Here is a 25,745-nt window from a genome sequence, read left to right as displayed (position 1 = left end):
GACTCCCGGCTAATCCCACTCGAGTCCCCGGCGACGCCATACATAGGCGTACACAACGAGGAGGGTAGCGATGAACAACACCATTTCCACCAGACCAAACAGGGCCATGCGGTCAAAGGCCACTGCCCAGGGATACAAGAACACAATTTCAATGTCGAACACGATGAACAGCATCGCGGTCAGGTAGTACTTCACCGGAAAGCGTCCGCCACCTGCGGGTTGCGGGGTCGGCTCGATACCGCATTCATACGCGTCAACCTTTGCTCGGTTGTAGCGCTTGGGACCCGTGAGAGGTGCAATCACGGCGGAGAAGAGTGCGAAAGCAAAGGCCAGCGCGCCCAATACGAGGATTGGCGTGTAGACGTTCACCTACGTCTCCTCACATACAGAATTCGGCGGCCAGATTGCGCGATTGTGAATGCATTCACGACCTGCATAAGCATAGTGGCGGCCTTCTCGTCTGTCTTACGGGTTCACTGCACGATGAATGGCAACGATGCCGCCTGACAGGTTGCGCCACTGGGCGCTGACGAAACCGGCGCGCAGAATCTCCCGCGCGAGCTCGGCCTGCGCTGGCCAGGCCCGAATGGACTCGGCCAAGTACACGTATGCCTCTGGATTGCTCGCGACCTTGGTCGCTACCGCTGGCAATGCCTTCATCAGATATTCGGTGTATGCCGTGCGAATCGGCGCAATGGTCGGGTGTGAGAACTCGCAGACCACGAGTCGCCCGCCCGGCTTGAGCACCCGACGAAATTCGGCTAGACCCGCAGCCCGATCAGAGAGGTTGCGCAGTCCGAAGGAAATGGTCGCCGCATCAAATGAGGCATCCCGATATGGCAGGTGCAGGCCATCGCCAGCCACAAAGGGCAGCTGCGGCTGGCGCTGGCGCCCAACGCGGAGCATGCCCAAGGAGAAGTCGGTGGGAATGACATGGGCACCGGCCTCAGCAAAAGGCAGGCTTGAAGTACCAGTGCCAGCCGCCAGATCAAGGATCACTTCACCTGGCAGGGGCTTGACGGCTGCCACCACAGCTCGTCGCCAAATGCGTGTCTGGCCAAGTGCCAACACATCATTGGTGATGTCGTAGCGCTGAGCCACCCCGTCAAACATGGCAGCCACATCAGTGGGCACCTTGTTCAGGTCGGCTCGCGTCACGCCCGCATCCTTGCACCGAGCCAACACGCCAGCGCATCTAGGCTGGTCTCATGCAAGAACCCCAGGCTGATCCGGCCATGTCAGTCCCGCGCGCATCTGAACGACAGGGAGCGCCACTCCAAGTGCGCACTCGACCGCTGGATGACCCGGGCAATCTCTTCTCGCTTCTGCCTTCCGGCGATGCGGTCAGCTGGGTACGCAACGGCGAGGGAATGGTCGGCTGGGGAGTCGCAGCCAGCCTGGAAGTCAGCGGCACCGAACGCTTCAGCAGAGCACAACGCTGGTGGTCGCGCTTCTGCGCAAGCGCCGCTATCGACGACACCGTCGCGATGCCAGGAACTGGACCAGTCGCCTTTGCCTCGTTTGCATTTGACCCTGAGCCTGGCAATTCGATCATCATCGTGCCGCGAGTGCTCATCGGCAGACGGCGCGGGCAGTCGTGGATAACCGTCATCGGCTCCGAGGGAGATCCGCGCAGTGAACTGCGCGCAGTCAGCGTTCCTGAGCAGCCTAAGAATGTGCAGTGGAGCGAAGGCTCTCAAACATCACATGAATGGCGACAGGCAGTAGATGAAGCCATCGCTCGCATCGATCGCCGAGAACTCGACAAGGTCGTCCTCGCGCGCGACATCATTGCCACAGTTGAAGGTCCACTCGATGCTCGCGCCATGCTCAGCTCTCTTGCCAACTCCTACCCCTCCTGCTGGACGTTCAGCGTCGGCGGACTCATCGGCGCCACGCCAGAACTCCTCGTGCGACGCACGGGTGACATCGTCACCAGCCGCGTACTTGCGGGAACTGTGCGTCGGCAAGGTGATGCAGCGGCAGATGCGAGCATGGCTGAAGCGCTGCTCGCCAGCCCAAAGGATCTTGCGGAGCACGAGTACGCCGTTCGTTCAGTTGCGCGTGCGCTCGCAGCGCACTGCACCGACCTCGATGTTCCCGACGGCCCAAATGTTCTGCAGCTGCCCAATGTGCAGCATCTCTGCACGGACGTGACCGGCCGATTGGCCGACGAAGTCCCAGTGCTGGCACTGGCGGCACTACTGCACCCCTCCGCAGCGGTATGCGGCACACCTACCGAACGCGCACTTGCTGTCATCCGCGAGCTGGAAGGCATGGACCGCGGTCGGTACACGGGACCAGTCGGCTGGTGCGATGCATCGGGCGATGGTGAATTCGGCATTGCCCTCCGATGCGCGCAGGTGGATCAGGAGCAGGGACGCATTCGCGCTTTCGCAGGATGCGGAATCGTCTCGGGTTCAAACTCCGAGCAGGAGCTGGCGGAAACCAATGCCAAGCTCGTGCCGATCAGGGATTCACTCGCAAGCAGTTGAGCAATTCAAGCCGTAGCCAGGGCTTGATCGATGGCTGTCTTGACCTGAACCAGTATCTGGGCCTCGTGATCACGAGCACAGGTGCGAGCCACGATGACATGCACTCCCCCCGCCTCAAGAGCGACCTTCAAGGCTTCGTCGACTTCTACAACAGTGCTGGCTACGACGCACGCGAAGCCCAGTGCAGTGACGCTCGCCGGAATATCCGCATCAAGCGGAGTACCGAACACTCGGTCAAAAGAAGCCGCGAACCGTGGTTGGCCTTGCTCAAGTTGGGAGAAGATCCCGCCACCGTTGTTGTCACTGACGACGAAGACGAGGTCCGGGATCTCCTCGCTTGCAGGCACGCGCAGGGCATTGAGGTCGTACAGGAAGGTGAGATCGCCCACGAGTGCAATGCAGGCTGCCTCGTTATCGCGCTGTGCTGCAATTGCAGCGCCCCACGCAGTTGAGATGACTCCATCAATGCCCGAGGTCCCCCTGTTGGCAAGGGTCACTGCGCTGCCTGTTGCATTGGCGGCGAAATTGAAGACATGTCGCGCTGGCCACGAGGGCCCCACAAAGAACATGCCGTCTTCGGGAACTGCCTGACCGCATGCACGTGCAACGTGCATCCCCGTCAATTGTGTGAGCGGACCAGCCAGCACCGTTTCAATAGCAGCAGCTGCAAGCAGATCCGCTCGCTGCCAGGATTCCAGCCAGTCACTTCCGAGATCGGCGGCTGTTGGCGGCAAAGGGCACGCGGCGACAACAACATCTGCTGAACGCATCGGATCACTCCATTGCGGGTGCGGATCAACGGCGATGTGCACCTTGGCCGCAAGAATGTGTCGATTGATATCGCGGCTCAGGCCGACGCGACCAACAGTGATCAGCACCTCAGGTACATGTGCCTCAGCAAATCCTGGACTTGCCAGCAGCAATGCACCGTGAGCCAGCGCAGTGTCGCAAGTCGAGACATTGCCGCTTGGTTCGCCGATGATTGGCCATCCCAAAGCATCGCCGAGTTCATCAACGAGATCGCTGGCCTCACCATCGGCGTGATCACCAACGATGATCAGCCCGCGCTCTGGGATGGTCGGATCATCCAGCAGCATCTCCAGAATCTCATCGATCGGCAACCCCATGCCTGCCATCAGCCGAGCATCGGCGGTCCATGGACGGCCCTCGGCCCGCCCGCCTAGAGGGCCAGCCTTCATCATCTCGCGCTGCTCGTCGGGCGTCAGGTCCGCATCAGGAACCAAGGGCTCGTTGAATTGCACATTGACATGCACTGGGCCCGATTGCATGACGTCAGTCGTGGATGCCACTGCTCTGGAAATTGTGGAGCGCCAGACCCGGTTCTGGGAGCCCAGGACAGCGTCGCTCACATCAGTTGATGGCGCCGCGATGTCGATGGCTTCACGAAGGCTTGAACCGAAGATCCCCACCTGAAGAATCGTCTGGTTGGCCCCGATGCCACGAAGGGCCGACGGGCGATCGGCGGTCAGCGCGATCATCGGCACATTCGAGTGATCTGCTTCAACTATCGCCGGATGTAAATTGACCACGGCAGTGCCCGAAGTGGTCACGACCACCGCTGGCACCCCGCTGACCTTGCCAAGACCCAGCGCGAGAAATCCGGCTGAGCGTTCGTCAACGCGCACGTGCAAAGTCAGATCACCACGACTTTCTGCGGCAGCAAAAGCCAGGGCCAGCGCAGCAGAGCGCGAACCAGGGGCCAGCACGACATCGGTGATCCCGCAGCGGATCAACTCATCGACGATTACTCGCGCCATCGCAGTTGACGGGTTCACGCGCTCACCATTGCATGTCTGAGTTCAGTTCACGCATTCGAGGTGATGACTTTCGACCAGGCAGCCGATGAACCTGCCACCCAAGCACGGGCCAGTCGCTCCTGCCAGAAACTCACACGTTCAGGCGCAAGAGATTCGTGAGCCGCCTGCAAGGCGACCCGGTCCGGGGCCAGTCGCTGCACGCGCATCACTCCGTGTTCTGGAACCAAGGGCTGAGCAACAAGGTCAGTGGCTAGCAATGCTCCCGTGCCCAGCCCGCATGCACGATCGACATCAAGTGCCGCTGCAAGGGCAAGCGCTGCGCAAAGTCCGACGGAGGAGTCCATCGAACTGCTGACGACGACTGGCAGTCGCACAAGTTCAGCCACGTCAATTGCTCGCTGCACTCCGCCGACGGGATAGGGCTTGATGATCGCAAGATCGGCAATCTCGGCCAGCTCGCTCAGCGCCCTTGGGTCAATGCCGGGATCGGTTCGGATCGACTCGTCGACAGCAATCGGCACGTCAACTGCGCGCCGCACCTCAAGCAACTCCTCCTTGCTCGTCACCGGCTGCTCCACATATTCAAGCCCGTATGCAGAAAGCCGATGAAGCACGCTGATTGCCTGCGCTGAAGTCCAGCAGGCATTCGCGTCAATTCGAATGAGCCCAAGGCCCTTGCCCAGTGCGCCATCCAGGCCTTGTCTAATCGCTGCCACCCGCTGTTCATCTGCACCATCGTCGCCAGTGATCTTCACCTTGATGGTCGTGCAGCCATCTCGGAGAACTGCCTGCTGCGCCAGTTGCAGGGCCACGTCTGCGGTCACCACAGGGATGATCGCGTTGACGTTGATGACCGAACGCTGAGCTGCAGGCCAGGATCCGAAAGCAGCCTCAATCGCAGCTCCCAGCCATCGACTGGCTGCTTGATCGTCATAGTCTTCAAAGGGAGCGAACTCACCCCAACCTGAAGGCCCTTCAATGAGCAAGCCTTCGCGCCCCGTGACTCCGCGAAATTGGCGATGCAGGCGGATTGCAAAAGGCACGGCCCCTTGCAGGAGAGCGCCCAGTGCCGTCACGGGCGCTTGGGAAACTTCGAGAAGTCGGGTTGGCGCTTCTCCTTGTAGGCATCGCGTCCTTCTTGCGCCTCTTCGCTCATGTAGAACAGCAGGGTTGCATCGCCAGCAAGCTGCTGAATGCCGGCAAGCCCATCATCGGCTGCATTGTGCGAGGCCTTCAGCATGCGCAATGCCAACGGCGATAGCGCAAGCATCTCCTTGGCGATATCGACCGTTGCAATCTCAAGATCCTCGAGAGGTACCACCTCGTTGACCAAACCCCAGTCATAGGCCTGGGCTGCTCCGTACTGGCGGCACAGATACCAGATCTCGCGTGCTCGCTTCTGACCGATGATGCGAGCCAGGAGGCCAGAGCCATAGCCACCGTCAAAGGAACCTACCTTGGGGCCGGTCTGGCCAAAGCGAGCGTTGTCCGCGGCGACTGTCATGTCGCACACGACATGCAACACATGTCCGCCACCGATTGAATACCCGGCAACCATGGCAATCACAGGCTTGGGAATGCGGCGAATGAGGATCTGCAGATCAAGCACATTGAGTCGTCCAACACCGGCTTGGGCAACAGCATCGTCACCGATATAGCCATCGTCGCCACGAATGATCTGATCGCCACCTGAGCAGAAGGCCCAGTCACCCTGACCGGTCAGGATGATGACGCCCACCTTGCCGTCATCGCGAGCCAGAGTGAAGGCCTGGATCAACTCAATGATTGTCTGCGGCCGAAAGGCGTTGCGCTTTTCTGGGCGATTGATGGTGATCTTGGCTATGCCCGCAGCATCGCCCACCGACAACTCGTATTTGATGTCGCGAAACTGCCCAACCGACTCCCAATCGCAGGCAGCGATTGCCGAGGAATGCTCAGGGTTTGTTCGGGCCGGTGAGTCGACCGGAACAACGGGAGGCAGCGTATATCGCGTACGGGTATCCATGACCGGAACGCTATCGCGACTACGCTTCATGAAATGCCTGACCGACCACTCGCCCGCATCCCGGTGCCACCAGGAGCGCAGGGCGTCGCAGCGCTGATCGAGCCGCTGCGAGCGGCACTGGACGGGACCGGCCCCGCGATCGCGCCTATTCCTACAGTCAGCGCCACCACCTCAAATGAGTACGTCAGCCAACTGCTCCAAGCAACTCGACCCGCAGACAGCTCTGCCCCCTTGGAATCGGACGAAATCGCCGTCGTGATGGCCACCTCCGGCTCAACGCACAATCCCAAGGGCGTCCTGCACAGCGCCGCCACAATTACCGCACTCTCTGCAGCCGCGCTTGGCCCCATCGCCTCCGCTCCCCAATGGATCGCGGCACTTCCAGTGACGTCGATGGGCGGGCTCAATGTGCTCATCCGATCTCTGGGCAGCGGATTGGATCCCATTGCCGTATCCAGCCTTGGTGGTGCAGCGCCATTCACTCCGCAGGCATTCAACGAGGCCTTCCGAGCCGCATTGGTGCGTTCGCAAGATGTTCGCGTGTCTCTCGTCGCGGCTCAGTTAAGGAGGTTGCTTGCAGATCCCGAGTCTTCGGCAGCACTTCAGCAGTGTGCGCAGATTCTTGTTGGCGGTGGACCACTGCCACTGCACACGGCTGAGGCTGCCCGCTCAGCGAACGTTCTCATCACCACCACTTATGGGGCCACCGAGACCGCCGGAGGCTGTGTCTTCAACGGTAAGCCCTTGTCCCAAGTGCAGGTGTCGATCGACGCCGAAGACTCGCAGATTGTCCTGTCGGGACCGATGGTCGCACTTGGCTACCGCTGCGAACCAGAGCTCACTTCCCGCCAGTTCGATCAGGGTTCGTATCGCACTGGCGACACTGGCACTTTCAACGACACCTTGCTCGTCACTGGACGACTCGACGATGTGGTCACCATCAATGGAGTCAATGTTGCAGTGCAGGCTGTGTCAGATGCGCTCACCGGTCATGCATCAGTAAGCACATGCGCTGTCCTCGCTGAAGCGGACGGCACCGGAGAGACGCAACTCTTCGCAGCCATCACTATGACAACCCTTGACGTGGACAGCGATGCGCTCAAGCAGGAGTTGCGCGCTGTCATCCGTGAGAATCTCGGCGCTGCAGCCGTCCCGCGGTATTTTGCGCTCCTCGAGAGCCTGCCCATGCTGCCCAATGGCAAGGTGGATCAACGAACGCTCAAAGGACTCATCGGTGATGGAGTGACATGGCAACGCTGAGTCAGTGGGTCTCCGGTTCTCGGCCGCGCACCCTGCCTTCAGCAATCGCACCCGTGGCAATCGGCGCAGGCTTGGTTGCGCGCCTGGATTCCTTCATCGCCTCGCGCGCGCTGCTCGCGCTGATTGTTGCCCTTGCCCTGCAAGTGGGTGTCAACTACGCCAACGACTACAGCGATGGCGTCAGGGGCACCGACGAAGTCCGGATCGGCCCGGTCCGGCTGGTAGGCCAGGGCCTGGCCAGGCCCGAGCACGTGAAGCTGGCGGCCTTTGCCAGTTTCGGGGTGGCCATGATTGCCGGGCTTGCGCTGGTGATCGTGACAACCCAGTGGTGGCTGGTGCTTGTTGGAGCGGCATCGATCGCCGCCGCGTGGTTCTACACGGGCGGCAAGCACCCGTACGGGTATTTCGGCCTGGGTGAGATATTTGTCTTCGTCTTCTTTGGACTCGTGCCGGTGCTCGGCACGGTCTATGTACAAGCCTTGAGCATTGCCGAAGCCGATGTTGTAGCGGCGTGCGCGGTTGGATTCTTGATCTGCACCTTGCTCATCGTCAACAACCTTCGCGACATTCCAACCGATCGCATCGCAGGCAAGCGGACCTTGGCCGTGGCTCTGGGCGATAAGAGAACGCGCCTGCTGTACATCGCCTTCATGCTGCTGACCGCCGCACTGAGCATCTGGCTGGCCGCGCTGACGAGCTGGTGGGTGCTGTGTGGGCTCGCGTCCTTCGCGCTTGCCGTGCGGCCGGCGCTGATGGTTCTAGGTGGCGGTGTCGGACCGGTGCTCATCACCGTTTTGAAGATGACCGGGATCCTGGTCTTGTGCTACGGGCTGCTCACTGCTGGGCTGCTCGCCTGGACCTGAGCCCTCAGGCTCCTGCCAGTAGTCCTCTGCCGCCGCGGACTTTTCGATGCGGTCATTGATACGCGTGAAGAACGCTCCCACTCCTTCGCTCATCGCGTCGCGTTGACGGTCAAGCAGGACGATGCTGATTGCCCCGGAAAGCAGCAGCGAAATCACCAGGGCGAGTCCTCCCTTCACCGGCGTCAGGAACTGCAGGATGGCCCACACCCCGAGCCACAACAACAGCCGGAGACCGGTGTAGACGACAAGGTTCCTTATGCGACTGCGATCAACTGGCACAGCCCAACCGTATGCGAAGACGGCACGGCGCCTTCGTGGGAGTTAGGCTAACTGCTGGAGGTTTCAGTGCTGAGAGTCGCCGGCATCATCGTGTTACTCGCGGTGTACATATGGTTCATGGTCGATGTAGTGGGATCGCCCAAATCTGCTGTCCGCAATCTCCCCAAGGGCATCTGGTTGCTCATTGTGGTCTTCGTACCGATCATTGGTGGAGCGATCTGGGTGCTCTTTGGTCGCACCAAGCCCATTGGTGGTGGCGGTCGAGGGCTCCGACGCACACCAAGTGCCCCTGATGACGATCCGCGCTTCCTGGCCAAGCTCGATGAAGACGCTTGGAAGAAGAGGATGCGCGAGCGCCGCGGCGAGAACTAGAAAGACGTGCCCTAAGAAGAGACTCCTGCGTAGGAGTGCAGGCTGCTGGCCAGGAAGTTCACGCCGAAGTAGTTGATCAGGAACACGATCCAGCCAGCCAGCGCAATCCACGAGGCCCTGTTCTTGCGCCAGCCGGCAGTTGCTCGAGCGTGCAAGTAGGCCGCGTAGACCACCCACGTAATGAAGGCCCAGGTCTCCTTGGGATCCCAACCCCAGTAGCGACCCCATGCGTTCTCCGCCCAGATCGCGCCGGCAACGACCGAAAAGGTCCACAGCGGAAAGGCGAAGGCCAGGACGCGATTGGTGATCGTGCGCAGACGCTCGGCATCTGGGAGGTGCGAACTCAAGGAACCAGACGGGCTGGTGCCAGGCTCGGCACGACGCTCAGCTCGATCTCGGACGAGGGAAAGCCCAGCAGTTGCGGCTGCGAGAGTGAAGGCGCCTGCACAGACAATTGCAGCGAGTACGTGGATGACCAGCCAGTAGGACTTCAGCGCTGGAACCAACTGCGCAGCCTCGGTGTAGAGCACGGTGACAGCCATACCCAGGGTCAGCAACGCCGGAATGACCACGAACAGGCCGAGCCAGCGCAGATCCATCTTGATGTTCATGAAGAGATAGACGCCCAGGATGCCCAGTGCCGCGGTGATGGAGAACTCATACATGTTGCCCCAGGGCGCGCGACCAGCCCAGACTCCGCGCAGCACGACGCCAAAGAGCAACAGGACAAATGCCAGCCATGTCAACGAGACTGCGATGTTTGCCGCCCGGCGACCGGGGTCAGAGACCGGCGCTGACTTCTGCTTGGTCAGAACTGCAGCACCGCCGGCACTCATCGTGGACTCCTGTGCGGCTACCGCAGCCGGACGTCGTTGACCACTTGCGAAGGAGGCGGCAAAGGCAACCATGGCCATCGCCAGGGTGAGCATCGATGAATAGATCGCCACATTGCTCATCTGAGCCAGCGACTCTGGATTCACGATTCCTCCTTGGGTTGTTCTTGTGTCTGTCCAGCCGATTCCAGTGCCTGCGCGACAAGGTCGAGATCCTCAGCGAGCACGCCGATGTCCTCATCTTCGAAGGTCGAGGTGCGCATGATTCCGGCAAGCTGGACAACGGTAACGCCATCCTTGTGCACGACCTTCACCCAGACCCGTCGCCGACGAATGAACAGGGACATCGTCAGGCCAAGAATTGCCGCTACGGCGGCAAAGAGTGCGATCTCCTTTCCGGGATCCGCGGCGATCTGGAACGAGGCCCATCGCTCGTAACCCTGGAAACTCACCGTGCCTGAGCCGTCGGGCAGAGTCCAACTCTGTCCCGGCTTCAATTGCTCCAGGCCGATCTTCTCCATCTTGTCTGTCACCAGGCGATAGACGCTCTGCGGGGTTCCGGCATCCAGGCCCAGATCGCCCCTCCAGGCCGACATGAACAGCGCCGGGTCATCTGGTGCTGGAAAAGTCGATATTGGGCCGAGCACCTCATCGAGCTTGGCGGTGGGAAGAAACAGTGCCTGAATGCCCAGTGGTGGACTTGAATCAGGGATCTTGACCACCCCGGTCGAGGTGAAGGCACCATCTTGTGGCAGAAATGGCACTGCGTCATTGAAGACGACCGCGCCGGTCTTGTCGGTCACCTTGATCACCGGCGCATACCCGTGACCAACGAGGAATACCTTGGCCTCATTGATCCCCAGCGGCTCATTGACCTCGATCAAGGCCTGCTGCAGCGGCGCCGCCGGATCGGGACGGTATGAGACTCTTGCCTCAAAGGCCCGCGGCGAACCACGCTGCGCCACCCCGCGTTCGAAGTCTGCAGTGAATTTGTCGAGAGTGAACGAGAACGGCGGCAGGTTCTCAGGCCTGACAAAGCGGCCGCCACCCCAGGCGTCATATTGCGTCAGGGTGTTGGAAAAGCCCGAGCCCTCGCGGACGATGACATTGCCCTTCCAGCCAAACAGTCCGCCAAGTGCAACCGAGACCAATACGACAAGCAGTGAAAGATGGAAGATCAGATTGCCGGTCTCGCGCAGATAGCCCTTTTCTGCCGACACCCACTGAGGATCGGCTTCAGGTCCAGTGACCACCCGCCAGCGGGCATCGCGCAGTGCCTTTTCTGCAGTGCCCAAGATCTCAGCACTTGAGCCAACTGCCTGCACGCTTCGCGTGCCCGAGAAGCGGTGCAGCATTCGCGGCGCAGGTGGCGGAGTGCCGCGCATCGCACGAAAGTGCACGCCAACGCGCGGGATGACACAGCCAATCAGCGACAAGAAGAGCAGCAGATAGACCGCTGAGAACCAAGGCGAGGAATACACCTCAAAGGCGCCCAGCCGGTCCAGGATCGGTCCCCACGTTGGATTCTCCGTGAGGTAGGCGCGAACCTTGATGGGGTCAATGCCACGTTGCGGTAGGAGAGACCCCGGAACACTGGCCAGTGCAAGCAGGAACAGCAGGATCAATGCCGTCTTCATGCTGGTCAGCTGGCGCCAGGCCCAGCGCAACAGTCCGGTATTGCTGATCGGCGGCAGAGAGCTCACAGGGCGGTCTCAAATCCTGGAATCGTCACGCGCAGCCAGATGGTGAAGTCCATCCAGAGGCCGGTCACCAGCAGGATGCCGACGAGCACCAGCATGCCGCCGCCAATGCGCATGACAAGCTCATAGTGTCGACGAATGAAGCCGATGGCATGTCCCATACGCGTGAAGAGCAAGCCGAGAAGCACGAACGGAAGGCCAAGTCCGAAGCAGTAGAAGAGCGAGAGCACAGCACCACGGGCCGCGCTGGCTTCTGTGAAGGCCAGGCTCTGCACGGCAGCGAGCGTTGGTCCGATGCAGGGTGACCAGCCAAGACCAAAGAGCACACCAAGGAGTGGCGCTCCGGCAACGCCCCAACGCGGAAGCTGGTGGATGCGCCACTCGCGCTGAAGTCCGGGGATCAGGCCCATGAAGGCCAGGCCCATGACAATGACCAATACGCCGAGCACTCGATCAATCGTCACTTGGTATTCGAGCAGGGTGGAGCCGAGGGAGCCGAAGAGCGCCCCGTAGGACACGAAGATGACGCTGAAGCCAAGGACGAACAGCAGACTTCCAGCGAGCACGCGCCGTCGATTGCCCTGACCCTCAGCTAGCTCTGCGCCGGTCAGTCCGGTGACATAGGAGAGGTATCCAGGCGCGAGCGGCAGAACACAAGGCGATACGAAAGCGAGCAAGCCGGCCGCGAAGGCCAGAGGCAACGCGAAGGCAAGGGCGCCCTCATTGATGACGTCCGCGATCACTTCGTGCTCGCTCGCACATCGTCAATCACATTGCGCAGCGCTGCTGCTGTTGTGGCGCCCAGGAATCGAGCGGCAACCTTGCCCTCGGCATCAACAATCAGAGTCGAGGGAATGGCCTGTGCTGGCAAAGTGTCGCGGAACAGCAGTTGTACTCGGCCATCGGTGTCGATGGCCTGTGGGTAGGTCAAGCCGAAACGATTGACGAAGGCCTGCGCTGCAGTTGCCGAATCGCGAGTGTCCAGTCCGACAAACTGCACACCCTTGTCCTTCTCCTGCTCCCACACCAGCTGAAGTTCCGGAGCCTCAGCCCGGCACGGCGCGCACCATGAAGCCCAGACATTCATGACGACGACTTTGCCCAATTGCTGGCTCAGAGTGAAAGTCGAGCCGTCCAGGGTTGGCAGCGTGAAATCAGGAGCTTCAGTCCTTTGCGCTGCGGGGATAACCACGATGGATCCGTCGCCAGCGACAAATCCCGTGTCGCCACCTGTTGACGAAGGAGTACTCGAATTGGCACATGCAGTGAGCGACGCGCAAGCGAGCAACAGCACAGCAAGAGCGCTGCCGACTCGAAGGCGCGGACTAGACATGGAGAGAGGGGCCTTGACTGCGTTCAGGCACCCGACACCTTGCTTGCCTTAGCGAGCAGATCTCGGGAGGGCTCTGTGTAGGAGACGGCAGCAAGCTCGTCACCGCGGAACGTCAGTGATGTGATCGACGCCAAGGAGCATTGACGACTCCTTGGATCGTGCACGAATCTACGTCCCTCAGCAGCCAAGCGAGCGATCCAGATGGGCAACTGATGACTGACGAGCACGGCCTCGCTTCCGCGCACCTGCTCACGAGCGGAGGCAATTGCGTCGGTCATCCGCTCGGCGACTTCGGTGTATGGCTCTCCCCAAGATGGCTTGAAGGGGTTGTACAGATGCCGCCAGGCACTTGGCTGCTTGAGAATCCCGTCGCCAACGCTGACGCGCTGGCCTTCGAATATGTTGTCGGCCTCGATGATTCGAGGCTCAGTGCTGACCGACAGCTCATGCACAGATGCTATGGGAACTGCAGTCTGCTGAGCGCGCTCCATCGGCGAGGAGATCACTGCAGTGATGTCGTGGCCCTTCAGCGCAACAGCTGCCCGCTGGGCCATCTCGTGACCGAGCTCTGAAAGGACATAGCCCGGCAAACGTCCATAGAGGATGCCTTCAGGGTTATCCACTTCACCATGCCGGAGCAGGTGTATGACAGTTCGGTCAGATGCTGCCATCGTGGATCACGCCTTGCGTCGCGCCGGAGTACGGCGACGACTTGGGCGCCAACTACCTTCACCTGCCTCTGCGGCAGCGAGGCGCAATTCCTCGCCGTGAGCAGCGAGTGCATCAACGAGACCGATCAAGGTGCTGGTCTCAGCCATCACATCAACGCGCAAACCGTGCTCTTCTGCAGTCTTGGCGGTCTGTGGCCCGATGCACGCGACAACTGTTGTGTGATGAGGCTTGCCAGCGATGCCAACGAGGTTGCGCACGGTGCTGCTTGAAGTGAACAGCACAGCATCGAAGCCGCCAGTCTTGATCGCTTCGCGGATCTCCGCTGGTGGCGGTGCGGCGCGCACGGTACGGAAGGCAGTGATGTCTTCAACTTCCCAGCCAAGCTCAGTGAGTCCGGCGACCAGAGACTCAGTCGCGATGTCTGCGCGTGGCAGGAAGATACGATTGATCGGGTCAGTGAGCGAGTCGTACCCGGGCCACTCTTCAAGAAGGTCAGCGGTGGTCTGTTCACCAAGCGGCACGAGATCAGGACGAACACCGAACTCGATCAGTGCGGCAATTGTGGCCTCGCCAACGGCTGCGACCTTCAGGCCGGCAAAGGATCGCGCGTCAAGACCGTACGAAGCCAACTTCTCGCGTATCGCCCGCACGGCATTGACCGAGGTGAAGCCGATCCACTCGTAGCGCCCTGAGACCAGCCCGTGAACCGCACGATCGATCTGCTGAGGGGTGCGCGGCGGCTCGACCGAGATGGTGGGCACCTCCATCGGCACTGCTCCGTGGCGACGGAGAAGGGCCACGATCGAATCTGAGGAGTCCTGAGTGCGAGGGATCAGTACCCGCCAGCCGAACAATGGCTTGGCTTCGAACCAGTCAGCCTTGTCGCGCTGGGCCACAACCTCTCCGACCACCACAACGCCAGGACCGGCTTGCTTGGAGCGCTTTGCGATAGCGCCAATCTCGCCGAGAGTTCCGGCCAGGGTGCGCTGATCGACTGTGGTGCCCTGACGAGTCACTGCAATCGGAGTCTTGGGATCGGCGCCGGCATTGAGCAACTGCGTAGCGATCTCAATGCATGAGTCTGCGCCGTTCAAGTACACCGTGGTGACCTGTGGCTGCGCGAGCTCTACCCATGGCAGATCTGACGAACTGCCGTCGACGACACGGATCTGACGCACCTTGCCGCCAGTGAGGCTGAAGCCGGCGTAGGCCGGAATGCCAGTGACTTCACTGACTCCTGGAGCAACTTCAAATGGAATCTTGGCCTTGCGAAGTGATGCAGCCTCTTGAACCAGCGTGCCATCAACGATCGGATCACCGGCAATCAAGCGTACGACATTCTTGCCCTCGCGAGCAGCGTCGAGCATCGCCTTGGAGTGGTCACCAGCCATGATGAATTCAGCTTCGACTCCCATGTACTGACGGGCAATCAACTCGGTGGCGGGATCGGCCACGATGACATCAGCCTCGCGCATCAACGCAACAGCACGCAAAGTCAGCAGATCCGGATCACCCGGGCCTGCGGCAACGAGTGCAACAGTGCCCACCGGCGCCTTCTTGCGACTCTTGACTGGTGCAGTTGTTGCGCGAATCACCGGGTTATCTCCTGCGGTTGTTGAGCTGGGACTAGGGGACTTCTTCTTGGCTTGGGGGCTGGGCTTTGACGTCGTTGTTGGCTTTGGGAGCTTCGGCGGCGGCGTGCTGATGGCTTTTGCGCTCATGCCTGCATCACCTGCGCCAATGGGCTGGAGTCATCGACGCGACGTTGTTCGTGAAAGGCCAGGATTTGCAGTTCTACAGCTAGATCGACCTTGCGCACTTCTACTCCTTCAGGAACAACCAGCACCATCGGTGCAAAGTTCAAAATGCTGCGAACTCCCGCAGCTACGAGTCGGTCGCACACGCCTTGTGCTGCGTCTGCCGGGGTGGCGATCACACCAATGTGCGCGCCACTGGAGCGCACCACTTGTTCCAGCTCGGACATGGGCTGAACAAGCAGATCGACCCCGCTGGCGCAGACCTGCTCACCGACCACATCCGGATGCGAGTCAAGAAGGCCCACGATCTCAAATCCGCGGGAGGCAAAGCCCCGGTAGGAGACCAGGGCATGCCCGAGGTTGCCAACCCCGACGATGACCACACCCCACGGCTGGCTCAAGCCAAGCTCGCGACTGATGTGGTAGCTCAGGAAGGAGACGTCGTAGCCAACTCCGCGCGTGCCGTAGGAGCCAAGATGCGAGAGGTCCTTGCGCAATTTGGCCGAGCTGACGCCACATGCCAGAGCCAGGTGTTCAGAGGAGACGGTCTGCACGCCATCATCTGCAAGATCTCGCAGCACGCGGTGATACACCGGCAATCGCGCCACAGTGGCGTCAGGAATCCCGCGCCCATCGTCGCGCGTGCGACTCGGGCCAAGTTGGCGGGACAGGGACACAGTGCTCCAGGGTTCGTCCGGTAGGCGTCAGCATCGGGAGATGCCGTGGGAAGACCCACCGAATTCGGCCCGAGGGTGCTGGCCGCCTGCTAAGGGTAAGGATTCGTGCACGAAGTCACAAAGTTCATCGGACGGTGGCGTCCGTTATACGGATAACGCCCCTCGTAGGATCTCTGGATTTATCCGCCAGAACTGCACCACTCGCTCATCCACGAGCACCACAGGGATTCGCTCCCAATATTCGTCGTACAACGACGGATCGTCCATGATCGAGGCTTCGGTCCACGCAATATCGAGTTCGCTGCACACCGCGCTGACCACACTTCGCGCATCGTCACAGAGATGACAATGCGGCTTGCTCAACAGCTGCACGCGAGAAGCGCGGGGCTGGTCCATGTCGCGCAGACTACGCTCGCACGATGAATGAGGGTGTCGACCGGGCGCGTGTCGCTGGTCTTGCGTCGGCAGCCGCAGCTCAACTGCCCAGTGAGTTTGACCCCGCGCGAGCCGCTGCGTTCTTTGATGTCGACAACACGATCATGCGCGGCGCCAGCTTGTTTCATGTCGCCGTTGGCATGGCTCGCCGCAAGTTCTTCACCACTGGTGAACTCATCGGCTTTGGGATGGCACAGGCAAGATTCATCCTGCGCGGAACCGAGAATGCCGAGGACATGGCCGAGGCCACAGAGGCTGCACTTGCATTTGTCAAAGGCCGAAAAGTCGACGAGATCATCGCCTTTGGCCAGGCAATCTTCGATGACTCGATGGTCGACAAACTGATTCCCGGAACTCTCGCACTTGCACAAGAGCATCTGGATGCCGGCCGTCAGGTGTGGCTGGTCACGGCAACACCAATCGAACTGGCCCAAGTCATCGCCCGCAGGCTCGGCCTCACCGGTGCTCTTGGCACGGTGTCTGAAATATCAGACGGCGCGTACACCGGATGCCTCGTGGGTGCGCCGCTGCACGGCAAGGCCAAAGCCGAAGCCGTACAAGCACTCGCACATCGCGAAGGCTTGGATCTCTCGAACTGCTGGGCATACTCGGACTCAACGAATGACTTGCCGATGCTCGGTTGCGTTGGCCACCCAGTGGTGGTCAATCCGGATCCACAGCTTCGCGCCCATGCTCGATTGCACTCATGGCCGATTCAGGACTTCCGGGCTCGACGTCATGTGCACAAAGCAGTGGGCTCAACCTCCGTTGTAGTCGCGGGCGGACTGGCTGCTGGCATGCTCGTCGGTTATCTCGCCGGCCGGGCCGGCCGGGCATCGCGCTAGTTCACTCAAAGACATTGGTCCGATGCAAGAGCATCGAAATGAGCATCTGCTGGATTCGGTCTCGCATCAGATCAGCGAGCGCAAACACCACCTCCGGATCATTGGCGGCTTCAGGACCGTAACCACTGGTGTCAATCGCTTCGCCAAAACGTATAGTCCATTTGCTGGGCGCCGGGATCATTCCCAATGGGCCAAGCCACGGAAATGATGGCGTGATCGGAAAGTACGGAAGGTCCAACAATCGGGCCAGACCCTGCGCATCACCAATGATCGGGTAGATCTCTTCGGAACCCACAATCGCCGTGGGGATCAGCGGCGCCCCAGTGCTCAGTGCAACAGAGACAAAGCCGCCTCGACCAAACCGCTGCAGTTGGTATCTCTTGTGGAAGGGCTTGCCGACTCCCTTGAAGCCTTCGGGCCACACCCCGACCAACTCACCGCGCGAGAGCAGGGTCTCGGCGGTAGGCACACTGGCGCGCACATGCCCTGCGCGCGTTGCGATGTCAGCAAGGATCGGGATCCTGAACACGAGATCTGCAGTGAGCATCCGCAGGTAACGTGGCGTGGGCAGGGCATCGTGTGCGGCGACTTGGGTCATCACCGCGTCGACAGCGATCGCTCCCGCGTGATTGGACACCACAAGCCCGGCACCCGCACTGGGCACGTTCTCGGCGCCTTCAACATCGATGCGAAACCAGGATCGATACAGCGGCCTCAGGACGGGCAGCAGAAGGTGCGTGGTGAATTCTGGATCGAATCCGAATTCGTCAATAGCCCCGTTGGACGACAGTGCATCCTGAATCACTGCACACAGGTGCAGGAAGCCGTCGCCACTGTCAGCGGGCGGAAGGCTTGCTTGAACGCTGGGCCGAGGGGCCGTCGGGCCGGTATTGCCCGCAGCTCGAGCCGCTTGCGAAGCATTGGCCACGGCCCGAATCTAGCGCTACTTCTTATTGCGACGCTGGACTCGTGTGCGACGCAGCAGTTTGCGATGCTTCTTCTTCGCCATCCGCTTGCGACGCTTCTTGATAACTGAGCCCATTGATGAAACCTCACGTAGTGTGTGAACAAACTTGCGGGATCCACGAAGGAATCCTGTGGTGTGGACAGCCGAGCCTAGCGTGGCGGCAATCTCACTGGCTTTGGCGGGCTATGAAGCGCCACGCCCCCGCAGATCAGGCGATATCGACGAATGAATCGCGGAGGTAGTCCTGCACTGCCTGCTCGGGAACTCGAAAGGATCGGCCGACTCGAACTGCCGGAAGCTCACCGTGGTGCACCAGGCGATACACGGTCATCTTGGATACCCGCATCAGGGCTGCAACCTCGGCCACAGTCAGGAAACGGACCTCGCTCAGTGACCGGTCAGCGCCTGTCGACATTTCCCACCAAACTTCCTGTTGCACAGCCGCACCAGCACCCCGGTGACCAACGACTTGCAACGCGAAACGGCAATCTAGTCCCCACGCGCTGCATTGCAAAGATGGGGGACAGATTTGCGCTCAGTTAGAACCAGTCCACGGGCTCAGTGACCAGCCCCCAGAACGGGTACACCGCCTTGCGAGTAGCCAGAATTGCTTGGTCAACAGGGTCTTCCGGATCGAATCCGAACTCAAATGGCCGGGCCCAGGGAGTCTGCCCATCGGTCATCCGCTCAGGACTTGGTCTGTGCAATGCCGAATCCACGAAGGCGCAGTAGGCCTGCGGCACCATCGCGCCTGGATCGATGGGATGCCCGGTGATCTCGGCAATGAGATGGGTCCAAGCGCGCGGCACAACCTCAGGACAGGCGTAGCCGCCGCCACCGACTGCCAGCCATTTGCCATCTGCATACTGATGCGCCCAGCGATGGACGAGCTCATAGGACATCCGCTGGCCATCAATGCTCATCGTCAGGTGGGCCAGCGGATCCAGCAGGTGAGCGTCGGCTCCTTGCTGCGTCACCAGGATCTGCGGTTGGAAGACTTCGAGAATGTCCGGCACAACTGCGGAGAACGCTCTGAGCCATCCTTGATCTCCAGTACCAGCCGGAAGGGCGACATTGATGGCGCTGCCCTCGGCGTTGGGTCCGCCAATCTCAGTGGGGTAGCCGCTGCCCGGGAACAGCGTCCTTGGGCTCTCATGCAGTGAGATGGTGACCACCCGCGGGTCATCCCAGAACATGGCCTGTACTCCGTCGCCGTGATGCACATCCAGATCCAGATAGGCAATGCGCTCGTAGCCGGCATCAAGCAGCCACTGAATCGATACCCCAAGGTCGTTGTAGACACAGAAGCCCTCAGCTGCGCCTGGCAGCGCATGGTGGTGCCCGCCGGACAAGCTGACCACATGCTCAAACTCGCCAGAGTGCACTGCGCGCACTCCCCTGAGTGTGGCGCCAACAACCCGCGCTGATTCGCGATGCATGTCGGGGAACACAGGAACGTCGGGTGTGCCCAAACCGTGTGCAAGATCGATCGTGTCAAGGTCATCAGATGCAGCGATCACTGCGTCGATGTAGTCGCCGGTGTGCACTCGCTCGAGGAGTTCTCGTTCAACCGGTTCAACTTCATCCAGCAATTCAACGTTCACATGGGAGAACAATCCGAACTCATGAGATAGGCGCATGGCGAGTTGCGCACGCATCGGTGCAAGTGGATGCGAAGGGCCCAGGTCATAGCCGCTGAGCGCGTCATCCCAGACCACACCCACGTGAGCACTCATGAGCTCGCGAGCTCCTGACTTCGATCGCGTGCCGCGAGCATCGCTTTGACGATTGCGTCACTGACACCTTGCTCGTTCAAGACCGCAATGGCTGCAGCAGTCGTGCCATTGGGCGAAGTCACATTGGTACGCAGAGTTGAGGGCGATTCAGATGATGCTGCGAGAAGTTCTGCCGAGCCCAGCAGAGTGTGCACGACTGCTGCACGTGCGTCATCGGCACTCAATCCCGACTCCTCTGCGCCACGCATCATCGCTTCGGCGAGATAGAAGAGGTACGCGGGACCGCTGCCTGATGTTGCGGTGATTGCATCCTGCTGCTCTTCGGGAATCTCAAGCACCAGTCCCACGGATCCAAGCAGAACCGCAGCATTCTCGAACTGTTCAGGGGCGCAACTCACGCCCGCACTGATGCCGATCACGCCGCGCTGAATTCGAGCGGGTGTATTGGGCATCGCGCGCACCACAGAGACCTGCGGAAGCAGGCTTGAGATGAAAGCCGTGGTGATGCCGGCAGCGATTGAGATGACCAAGGCGGACTGGGGCACCGCGTCCGAAATATCCGACAATGCCTCGCGCATGTCCTGCGGCTTCACGACGGCGATGACGACGTCCGCGTCGGAGACTGCCTGCCTCGCAGGGGCGCTCTGAATTGAATAGCGATCTGTCAGCTCCTGTGCTCGCGCGGCGAGTTTCTCCACCACCGTGATTGAGGGCTGTGGATCGAACTGGAGCAGTCCGGCGATCAAGGCTTCGCCCATGACTCCACCCCCGAGCACGGCTATCCGAGTCATCCCCACCTCTTCTCCTGGATCGCAATCGATTGTGACTACCCGACCTAGCCTGCCATGGGGACGCTGTGATCACGGGCGAAGGCCAATGCCTCCGCAAGATCAACCGAGCGTTCGTCTGCATTGGCTGCCGATCGGGTGTTGACCTCAACGATGAGATTGCCCGTGAATCCGGTGTTCGCCAGATGTGTCAGCACTTCAGCGACCGGCTGGGTACCCCGACCAGGGATCAAGTGCTCATCGCGTGCTGAGCCAGTGCCGTCAGCGAGGTGCATGTGCGCAACGCGTGAACCGAGATCGTGCATGAGCTGCATCGCATCGGTCCTGGATACCGCTGTGTGCGAAAGATCGACGGTGGTGTGCGGGTAGTCCTCATCGCGGACATCCCATCCCGGTGCATACGCAGTGATCTCCTGTGAAAGCGCGCGCCAGGGAAACATGTTCTCCACTGCAAACTGGATTTCAGTCTCGTCCTTCATCCGCGCTAATCCTTCGACGAATCCTTGCGCGTAGCCACGCTGCCATCGGAAGGGCGGATGCACGACAACCGTGCGCGCGCCGAGTTGCTCGGCTACCGTTTGGGCTCGTTGCAGCTTTCCCCACGGCTCGGTGCCCCAGACCCGCTGGGTTACCAACAGGCATGGAGAGTGGATGGACAGCACCGGCACCTGATGGGTCTGTACAAGATCAAGCAGGGCATAGGAATCCTGGCTCAACGCATCGGTGCCGACCATGACTTCAACTCCGTCATAGCCCAGATCGGCAGCCATCTGGAACGCGACGCCGGTTCCCTCGGGGAACACAGACGAGGACGACAGACCGACAAGGGAACTCATTGCGGAGGCCGACGCCAACGATCAGTAATGCGGGTGGCGATTGCGACACCGATGGCTCCGATGGCACCCACGCCCACCGCCACCACCGAGTAGCGCTCAGGAGCAAGCGAAAGCGCGAAGAAGTCAGACAGGAAAGGAATGAACAGCACTGCGAGGAAGGCAAGGATCATCCCGAGCACGATTGCTAGTCGAAGCAAGTTCAGCGGGCGAGCACTTTGGATCAGTACCGCGATTGCCACGATGAACAAGGTGACCGTGGCAGCGGCTTGAGCACTTTCCACCGGTTCCCCAAGACGCAGTGCCGTGCCGTAACTGGAGAAGGCAGCGATGGCACAAATCGCGCCTGCAGGAGCAGTGAACAGCAGCACTCGCTTGAAGAATCCGGGACGGAATCGTTCGGTGTTGGGCATCAGAGCCAGGAAGAAGCCCGGAATCCCGATGGTGAGGGCGCCGATGAGTGTCAGGTGCCTTGGAAGGAAGGGAAACTCAACGGCAAACAGGCCAGTGGCGACAGAGATAAGCAAGGCATAGAACGATTTCGTGAGAAAGACGTCAGATACCCGTTCAATGTTGCCCAGCACTCGTCGACCTTCAGTGACCACACTTGGCATCACAGACCACTTGTTGTCCAACAGCACCAACTGCGCAACGGCTCGTGTTGCCGCTGATCCGGATCCCATTGAGATACCAAGATCGGCAGACTTCAAAGCAAGCACATCGTTGACACCATCGCCGGTCATTGCAACCGTCGAGCCGCGCAAGTGGAGTGCGTCGACCATCGCCTGCTTCTGCGTCGGGGTCACGCGACCAAACACTGATGCTCCCGCGACTACCTCGGCCAGCTCTGCAGGATCAGTGGGAAGGGTGCGAGCATCAACTGGCGCCTCGGCGCCTGGTACTCCAGCCAAGGTGGCGATTGCGCCAACCGTGACTGCGTTGTCTCCCGAGATCACCTTGACGGTCACCCCCTGCTCAAGGAAGTACGCCACGGTCTCTGCGGCATCTGCGCGCAACTGCTGATCGATGAGTACGAGTGCTTCAGCCGTCAGTTCCTGCAATTGCGAATCTGGAGATATCTCGGCCGAGTCGGTGCGAGCCAAGGCCAGCACACGCGAGCCGTCGGCGCTGAGTTCTTGTGCCTTGGCAAGCGCGGCATCATTCGTGTCGAGCACCATCTCCGGCGCACCGATGATCCACGTACCGTGCTCACCGAAGCTTCCCGATGACCACTTACGAGCGCTGGAGAAAGGCACCATCGAAGTGATCGGCCAAGCCGGATCGGCATAGGCCTCTGCCACCGCAGCAAGAGTTGGATTGGGCGAGGATTCAACAGCGGCGATTGCTCCCAGTGCTTGCTCGGCGTCCTGTTGGCTGCCTTGCAAGATGACCAGATCGCGCACATGCATGCCCGGTTCAGTCAATGTTCCGGTCTTGTCCACGCAGATCGTGTCCACGCGGGCAAGCACTTCAACGGCGGGCATGTCCTGCACAAGCACTTTCATCTGAGCCAGGCGGACAACTGAAACAGCCATCGCGATGCTGGTCAGCAGCACCAGGCCCTCAGGGACCATCGTGACCATTCCGGCGATCGTGCCGCGGATGGCATCGTCCCAACTTGCGTCGGCTCGCACGCGCTGCGAGTACAACAGCAGCGCACCAATGGGAAGCAGGAGGAAGGACACCACGCGGATGAATCCACTGATGGCATCACGGAGTTCAGAGTTGGTCAGATGGAACTGCTTGGCCTGCTCGGTCAAGCCCGCGGCGAAGGAGTCCGGGCCGACTCTTGTTGCTCGCATCAGGCCACTGCCCGCGACAACGAAGGATCCGGACATCGCCTCGTCGTCTGCGACCTTGTCCACAGGATCGGCCTCGCCAGTGAGCAGGCTTTCGTCAATCTCCATACCCTGCGACTCCAGCACCACCCCATCCACCACCAACTGATCACCAGGTGACAGGACGAGCACATCATCGAGCACGACGTCACTTGCACTGACTGAGAGATCCTGGCCATCGCGACGCACGACGGGGCGAGCTGCACCAAGGACGGAGAGCTTCTCCAACGCACGCGCAGCGCGGTACTCCTGGATGATGCCGATCGCAGTGTTGGCGACAATCGCAAAGCCAAACAGTGAATCCTGAATCGGAGCCACGATCAGCATCACTGCCCACATCGATCCGATGACGAGGTTGAACCAGGTGAGTGTGTTGGCCCGAATGATGCTCGACAGACTCCGACTAGTGGCCGAGGGGGCCACGTTCGTCTGTCCTGCGGCTATGCGGACTGCCACCTCTGAAGAGGTCAGCCCCGTCTGCACGTCGATCATGCGGGCAGGCCGTCCATCCGATGCAGGATCACGCCTTCTCGAAGGGCCCAAGGACAAATCACGAGCTCATCGACACTCAGCAACTCCATCGCAGCTTCTGCGACAACGGCGCCAGCCAGCATTTGCTCAGCCCGCCCTTCTGAGACGCCGGGAATCAAGGCGCGCTCAATCGCCGGCAACTTGGCCAGATCGCGCACGAGAGTCTGCACACTCTCAAGAGTCAAGGTGCGACGTACATACGGGCCTTCACTTGACGGCGCGGCACCAGCGATGCGCGCGAGCTGCTTGAAGGTCTTGGACGACGCCACCCCAATGCGAGGTTCGCCTTCGCGGCGCATCCGACCCACAACACTGGCAATCGATGCCCGCACGTGCTTGCGAAGTGCGCGCAGCTCTTCAGCGCTCGGTGGATCCTCGGAAAGGAATTCTCGAGTCAGTCGGCCGGCACCCAAGGGCAGGGACACCGCAACATCGGGCTCCTCATCGACTCCGGAGGCCAGTTCAAGAGACCCACCACCGATGTCCATCACCAGCAGACGACCAGCGGACCAGCCAAACCAGCGGCGCACTGCGAGAAAGGTCATCCGGGCTTCGTCTTCACCAGCCAGCACCTCCACCTCAATGCCGGTTTCAGTGCGCAGACGGGTCAGCACTGCCTCACCATTGCCGGCTTCGCGAATAGCACTGGTGGCAAAGGCCATCAGCTCACTGACTCCCAGATCCTCGGAGAGCGCCTGAGACTTGTGAATGAAGGCAATGAGCGCATCGACTGCCGAATCGGCAATATGGCCGTCAGCGCTCAGATGCTCAGCAAGCCGCAGCGGGATCTTCAACTTTGAGGCCGGAATTGGCGCGGCTCCGTAATGCGCATCTACAAGCAGCAGATGAACCGTGTTTGAACCGATGTCGAGAACTCCCATGCGCACCTGCTGACGGTATCTAAATATGCGCGCAAACGTGCATCGACCAGTGTCCTGTGCGCGTCACAGTTGGCCCTAGGCTGCCGTCATGCCTGAGGTGCTCTTGGAGTTCCCGCGACAGTGGTTCGAGTGCGCTGACCCCGCCGATGAGAATCAGCGCATTCGCGCTGACCTGACGTGGTTGACCTCCAAGTGGACCTGCATTTTTGGCCGCGGATGCCCAGGGATCTACAAGTCCTCTCCGGAAGCTGGCTGCTGCACGCTGGGCGCGCACTTCTCGGACAAGGACGACCGAAAGCGCACTGAGAAGTGGGTCGCCAAACTCGACGCGAGCACGTGGCAGCACCACAAGACCGGAACCGAAAAGGGCTGGATGGTCAAAGAGGACGGCACCTGGAAGACGCGCGTTGTTGGCAAGAAGTCCGGCCGCGCCTGCATCTTCCACAATGACCCCGACTTCCAGGGCGGCTACGGCTGCGCCTTGCACCATCTCGCGCAGAACGAGGGCATCTCATTCACTGAGACCAAGCCTGAGGTCTGCTGGCAGGTCCCTATGCGTCGCTCATATGAGACTCTCGAGCACCCGGACGAGACCGAGAAGACCGTTGTGGTCATCAGCGAGTACGACCGCGGATCCTGGGGTCCGGGCGGACATGATCTTGACTGGTACTGCAGCGCCAACTCCGAAGCCCACATTGCAAACGAACCTGTCTATATCTCAGCCAAGAATGAGCTGATCACGCTGATCGGCGAGCAGGGGTACGCCCTGGTGGCCGATGCCTGCAGCACTTTGGAGCAGATGCGCGCCAAGACTGGCTTGACCATCGCCCCACATCTGGCCGACTCGCAATGACGCGTCAGGCCTAA

27 protein-coding genes are annotated in these 25,745 nt (G+C 60.6%); 6 read left to right on the top strand and 21 right to left on the bottom strand.

Annotated features, from left to right (window positions below; genetic code table 11):
* Positions 1-9: 9 nt before the first annotated feature.
* Entirely contained in the window at positions 10-369 is a 360-nt protein-coding gene (locus tag Q8M73_04345) for an NADH-quinone oxidoreductase subunit A (GenBank protein MDP2287780.1), read from the bottom strand.
* Between the two features lie 96 nt (positions 370-465).
* The gene (locus Q8M73_04340; GenBank protein MDP2287779.1) at positions 466-1,158 is read right to left on the bottom strand and encodes a demethylmenaquinone methyltransferase; all 693 of its coding nucleotides are present in this window, start codon (positions 1,156-1,158) and stop codon (positions 466-468) included.
* Between the two features lie 50 nt (positions 1,159-1,208).
* Here Q8M73_04340 and Q8M73_04335 point away from each other — a divergent pair, with 50 nt between their 5' ends.
* The gene (locus tag Q8M73_04335) at positions 1,209-2,495 is read left to right on the top strand and encodes an isochorismate synthase (GenBank protein ID MDP2287778.1); all 1,287 of its coding nucleotides are present in this window, start codon (positions 1,209-1,211) and stop codon (positions 2,493-2,495) included.
* Between the two features lie 5 nt (positions 2,496-2,500).
* On the opposite strand, the gene menD is transcribed toward Q8M73_04335, so the two are convergent.
* The 3 genes from menD to menB are packed head-to-tail and all read right to left on the bottom strand — an operon-like array spanning position 2,501 to position 6,278.
* Entirely contained in the window at positions 2,501-4,291 is a 1,791-nt protein-coding gene (menD, locus tag Q8M73_04330) for a 2-succinyl-5-enolpyruvyl-6-hydroxy-3-cyclohexene-1-carboxylic-acid synthase (protein MDP2287777.1), read from the bottom strand.
* A gap of 29 nt (positions 4,292-4,320) precedes the next feature.
* Complete coding sequence (locus tag Q8M73_04325) at positions 4,321-5,349, bottom strand: o-succinylbenzoate synthase (GenBank protein ID MDP2287776.1); 1,029 nt, start codon at positions 5,347-5,349, stop codon at positions 4,321-4,323.
* The gene (gene menB, locus Q8M73_04320; GenBank protein ID MDP2287775.1) at positions 5,346-6,278 is read right to left on the bottom strand and encodes a 1,4-dihydroxy-2-naphthoyl-CoA synthase; all 933 of its coding nucleotides are present in this window, start codon (positions 6,276-6,278) and stop codon (positions 5,346-5,348) included. The genes Q8M73_04325 and menB overlap by 4 nt, the downstream gene beginning before the upstream one ends.
* Positions 6,279-6,311: 33 nt before the next feature.
* Between menB and Q8M73_04315 the strand changes: the two genes are divergently transcribed.
* The 3 genes from Q8M73_04315 to Q8M73_04305 all read left to right on the top strand — a co-directional run bounded on the left by Q8M73_04315 (position 6,312) and on the right by Q8M73_04305 (position 9,052).
* Positions 6,312-7,538, top strand: a complete 1,227-nt coding sequence (locus tag Q8M73_04315; protein ID MDP2287774.1) for an AMP-binding protein — start codon at positions 6,312-6,314, stop codon at positions 7,536-7,538.
* Entirely contained in the window at positions 7,526-8,401 is an 876-nt protein-coding gene (locus Q8M73_04310) for a 1,4-dihydroxy-2-naphthoate polyprenyltransferase (protein ID MDP2287773.1), read from the top strand. Before Q8M73_04315 ends, Q8M73_04310 begins: the two co-directional genes overlap by 13 nt.
* A 345-nt stretch (positions 8,402-8,746) precedes the next feature.
* A complete protein-coding gene (locus Q8M73_04305) occupies positions 8,747-9,052 on the top strand; it encodes a PLD nuclease N-terminal domain-containing protein (protein ID MDP2287772.1) in 306 nt (101 codons plus the stop codon).
* An 11-nt stretch (positions 9,053-9,063) separates the two neighbouring features.
* Here Q8M73_04305 and ccsB read toward each other — a convergent pair whose 3' ends face one another.
* From ccsB to Q8M73_04265, 8 genes are all read right to left on the bottom strand, one after another.
* Positions 9,064-10,032, bottom strand: coding sequence for a c-type cytochrome biogenesis protein CcsB (ccsB, locus tag Q8M73_04300; protein MDP2287771.1), 969 nt, complete (start codon positions 10,030-10,032; stop codon positions 9,064-9,066).
* Positions 10,029-11,588: a cytochrome c biogenesis protein ResB gene (locus tag Q8M73_04295; GenBank protein MDP2287770.1), complete on the bottom strand. Its 1,560-nt coding sequence runs from the start codon at positions 11,586-11,588 to the stop codon at positions 10,029-10,031. Before Q8M73_04295 ends, ccsB begins: the two co-directional genes overlap by 4 nt.
* Complete coding sequence (locus Q8M73_04290; GenBank protein MDP2287769.1) at positions 11,585-12,328, bottom strand: cytochrome c biogenesis protein CcdA; 744 nt, start codon at positions 12,326-12,328, stop codon at positions 11,585-11,587. Before Q8M73_04290 ends, Q8M73_04295 begins: the two co-directional genes overlap by 4 nt.
* Entirely contained in the window at positions 12,325-12,918 is a 594-nt protein-coding gene (locus Q8M73_04285) for a TlpA disulfide reductase family protein (GenBank protein ID MDP2287768.1), read from the bottom strand. The genes Q8M73_04290 and Q8M73_04285 overlap by 4 nt, the downstream gene beginning before the upstream one ends.
* 23 nt (positions 12,919-12,941) lie before the next feature.
* Positions 12,942-13,589, bottom strand: coding sequence for a histidine phosphatase family protein (locus tag Q8M73_04280; GenBank protein MDP2287767.1), 648 nt, complete (start codon positions 13,587-13,589; stop codon positions 12,942-12,944).
* A 6-nt stretch (positions 13,590-13,595) separates the two neighbouring features.
* A complete protein-coding gene (locus tag Q8M73_04275; protein ID MDP2287766.1) occupies positions 13,596-15,311 on the bottom strand; it encodes a bifunctional uroporphyrinogen-III C-methyltransferase/uroporphyrinogen-III synthase in 1,716 nt (571 codons plus the stop codon).
* The gene (locus Q8M73_04270; protein MDP2287765.1) at positions 15,308-16,018 is read right to left on the bottom strand and encodes a redox-sensing transcriptional repressor Rex; all 711 of its coding nucleotides are present in this window, start codon (positions 16,016-16,018) and stop codon (positions 15,308-15,310) included. The genes Q8M73_04275 and Q8M73_04270 overlap by 4 nt, the downstream gene beginning before the upstream one ends.
* A 150-nt stretch (positions 16,019-16,168) precedes the next feature.
* Positions 16,169-16,420, bottom strand: coding sequence for a glutaredoxin family protein (locus tag Q8M73_04265; GenBank protein ID MDP2287764.1), 252 nt, complete (start codon positions 16,418-16,420; stop codon positions 16,169-16,171).
* Between the two features lie 23 nt (positions 16,421-16,443).
* Here Q8M73_04265 and Q8M73_04260 point away from each other — a divergent pair, with 23 nt between their 5' ends.
* Entirely contained in the window at positions 16,444-17,304 is an 861-nt protein-coding gene (locus Q8M73_04260; protein ID MDP2287763.1) for an HAD-IB family hydrolase, read from the top strand.
* A gap of 1 nt (position 17,305) precedes the next feature.
* Here Q8M73_04260 and Q8M73_04255 read toward each other — a convergent pair whose 3' ends face one another.
* The 8 genes from Q8M73_04255 to Q8M73_04220 form a co-directional block, all read right to left on the bottom strand.
* On the bottom strand, positions 17,306-18,232 hold the full coding sequence (locus Q8M73_04255) for a lysophospholipid acyltransferase family protein (protein MDP2287762.1): 927 nt from the start codon (positions 18,230-18,232) through the stop codon (positions 17,306-17,308).
* A gap of 15 nt (positions 18,233-18,247) precedes the next feature.
* A complete protein-coding gene (locus Q8M73_04250) occupies positions 18,248-18,346 on the bottom strand; it encodes an AURKAIP1/COX24 domain-containing protein (GenBank protein ID MDP2287761.1) in 99 nt (32 codons plus the stop codon).
* Between the two features lie 133 nt (positions 18,347-18,479).
* Positions 18,480-18,686: a helix-turn-helix domain-containing protein gene (locus Q8M73_04245; GenBank protein MDP2287760.1), complete on the bottom strand. Its 207-nt coding sequence runs from the start codon at positions 18,684-18,686 to the stop codon at positions 18,480-18,482.
* Between the two features lie 124 nt (positions 18,687-18,810).
* On the bottom strand, positions 18,811-20,007 hold the full coding sequence (locus Q8M73_04240; protein ID MDP2287759.1) for an acetoin utilization protein AcuC: 1,197 nt from the start codon (positions 20,005-20,007) through the stop codon (positions 18,811-18,813).
* Positions 20,004-20,798: a pyrroline-5-carboxylate reductase gene (gene proC / locus Q8M73_04235; GenBank protein MDP2287758.1), complete on the bottom strand. Its 795-nt coding sequence runs from the start codon at positions 20,796-20,798 to the stop codon at positions 20,004-20,006. Before proC ends, Q8M73_04240 begins: the two co-directional genes overlap by 4 nt.
* A 44-nt stretch (positions 20,799-20,842) precedes the next feature.
* Positions 20,843-21,631 (bottom strand): sugar phosphate isomerase/epimerase, encoded by a 789-nt coding sequence (locus Q8M73_04230; GenBank protein ID MDP2287757.1) that lies wholly within the window; start codon positions 21,629-21,631, stop codon positions 20,843-20,845.
* Positions 21,628-23,958 (bottom strand): HAD-IC family P-type ATPase, encoded by a 2,331-nt coding sequence (locus Q8M73_04225; protein ID MDP2287756.1) that lies wholly within the window; start codon positions 23,956-23,958, stop codon positions 21,628-21,630. The genes Q8M73_04230 and Q8M73_04225 overlap by 4 nt, the downstream gene beginning before the upstream one ends.
* Positions 23,955-24,884 carry a Ppx/GppA phosphatase family protein gene (locus tag Q8M73_04220; protein ID MDP2287755.1) on the bottom strand — a complete coding sequence of 310 codons (930 nt, stop codon included), beginning with the start codon at positions 24,882-24,884 and terminating at the stop codon, positions 23,955-23,957. The genes Q8M73_04225 and Q8M73_04220 overlap by 4 nt, the downstream gene beginning before the upstream one ends.
* 82 nt (positions 24,885-24,966) lie before the next feature.
* Between Q8M73_04220 and Q8M73_04215 the strand changes: the two genes are divergently transcribed.
* Positions 24,967-25,731 carry a hypothetical protein gene (locus tag Q8M73_04215; protein MDP2287754.1) on the top strand — a complete coding sequence of 255 codons (765 nt, stop codon included), beginning with the start codon at positions 24,967-24,969 and terminating at the stop codon, positions 25,729-25,731.
* Positions 25,732-25,745: the final 14 nt, after the last annotated feature.

It is taken from the genome of Actinomycetota bacterium (assembly GCA_030684515.1).
Classification (GTDB): domain Bacteria; phylum Actinomycetota; class Actinomycetes; order S36-B12; family S36-B12; genus UBA11398.
This window is presented reverse-complemented; position numbering and strand designations above follow the sequence as displayed.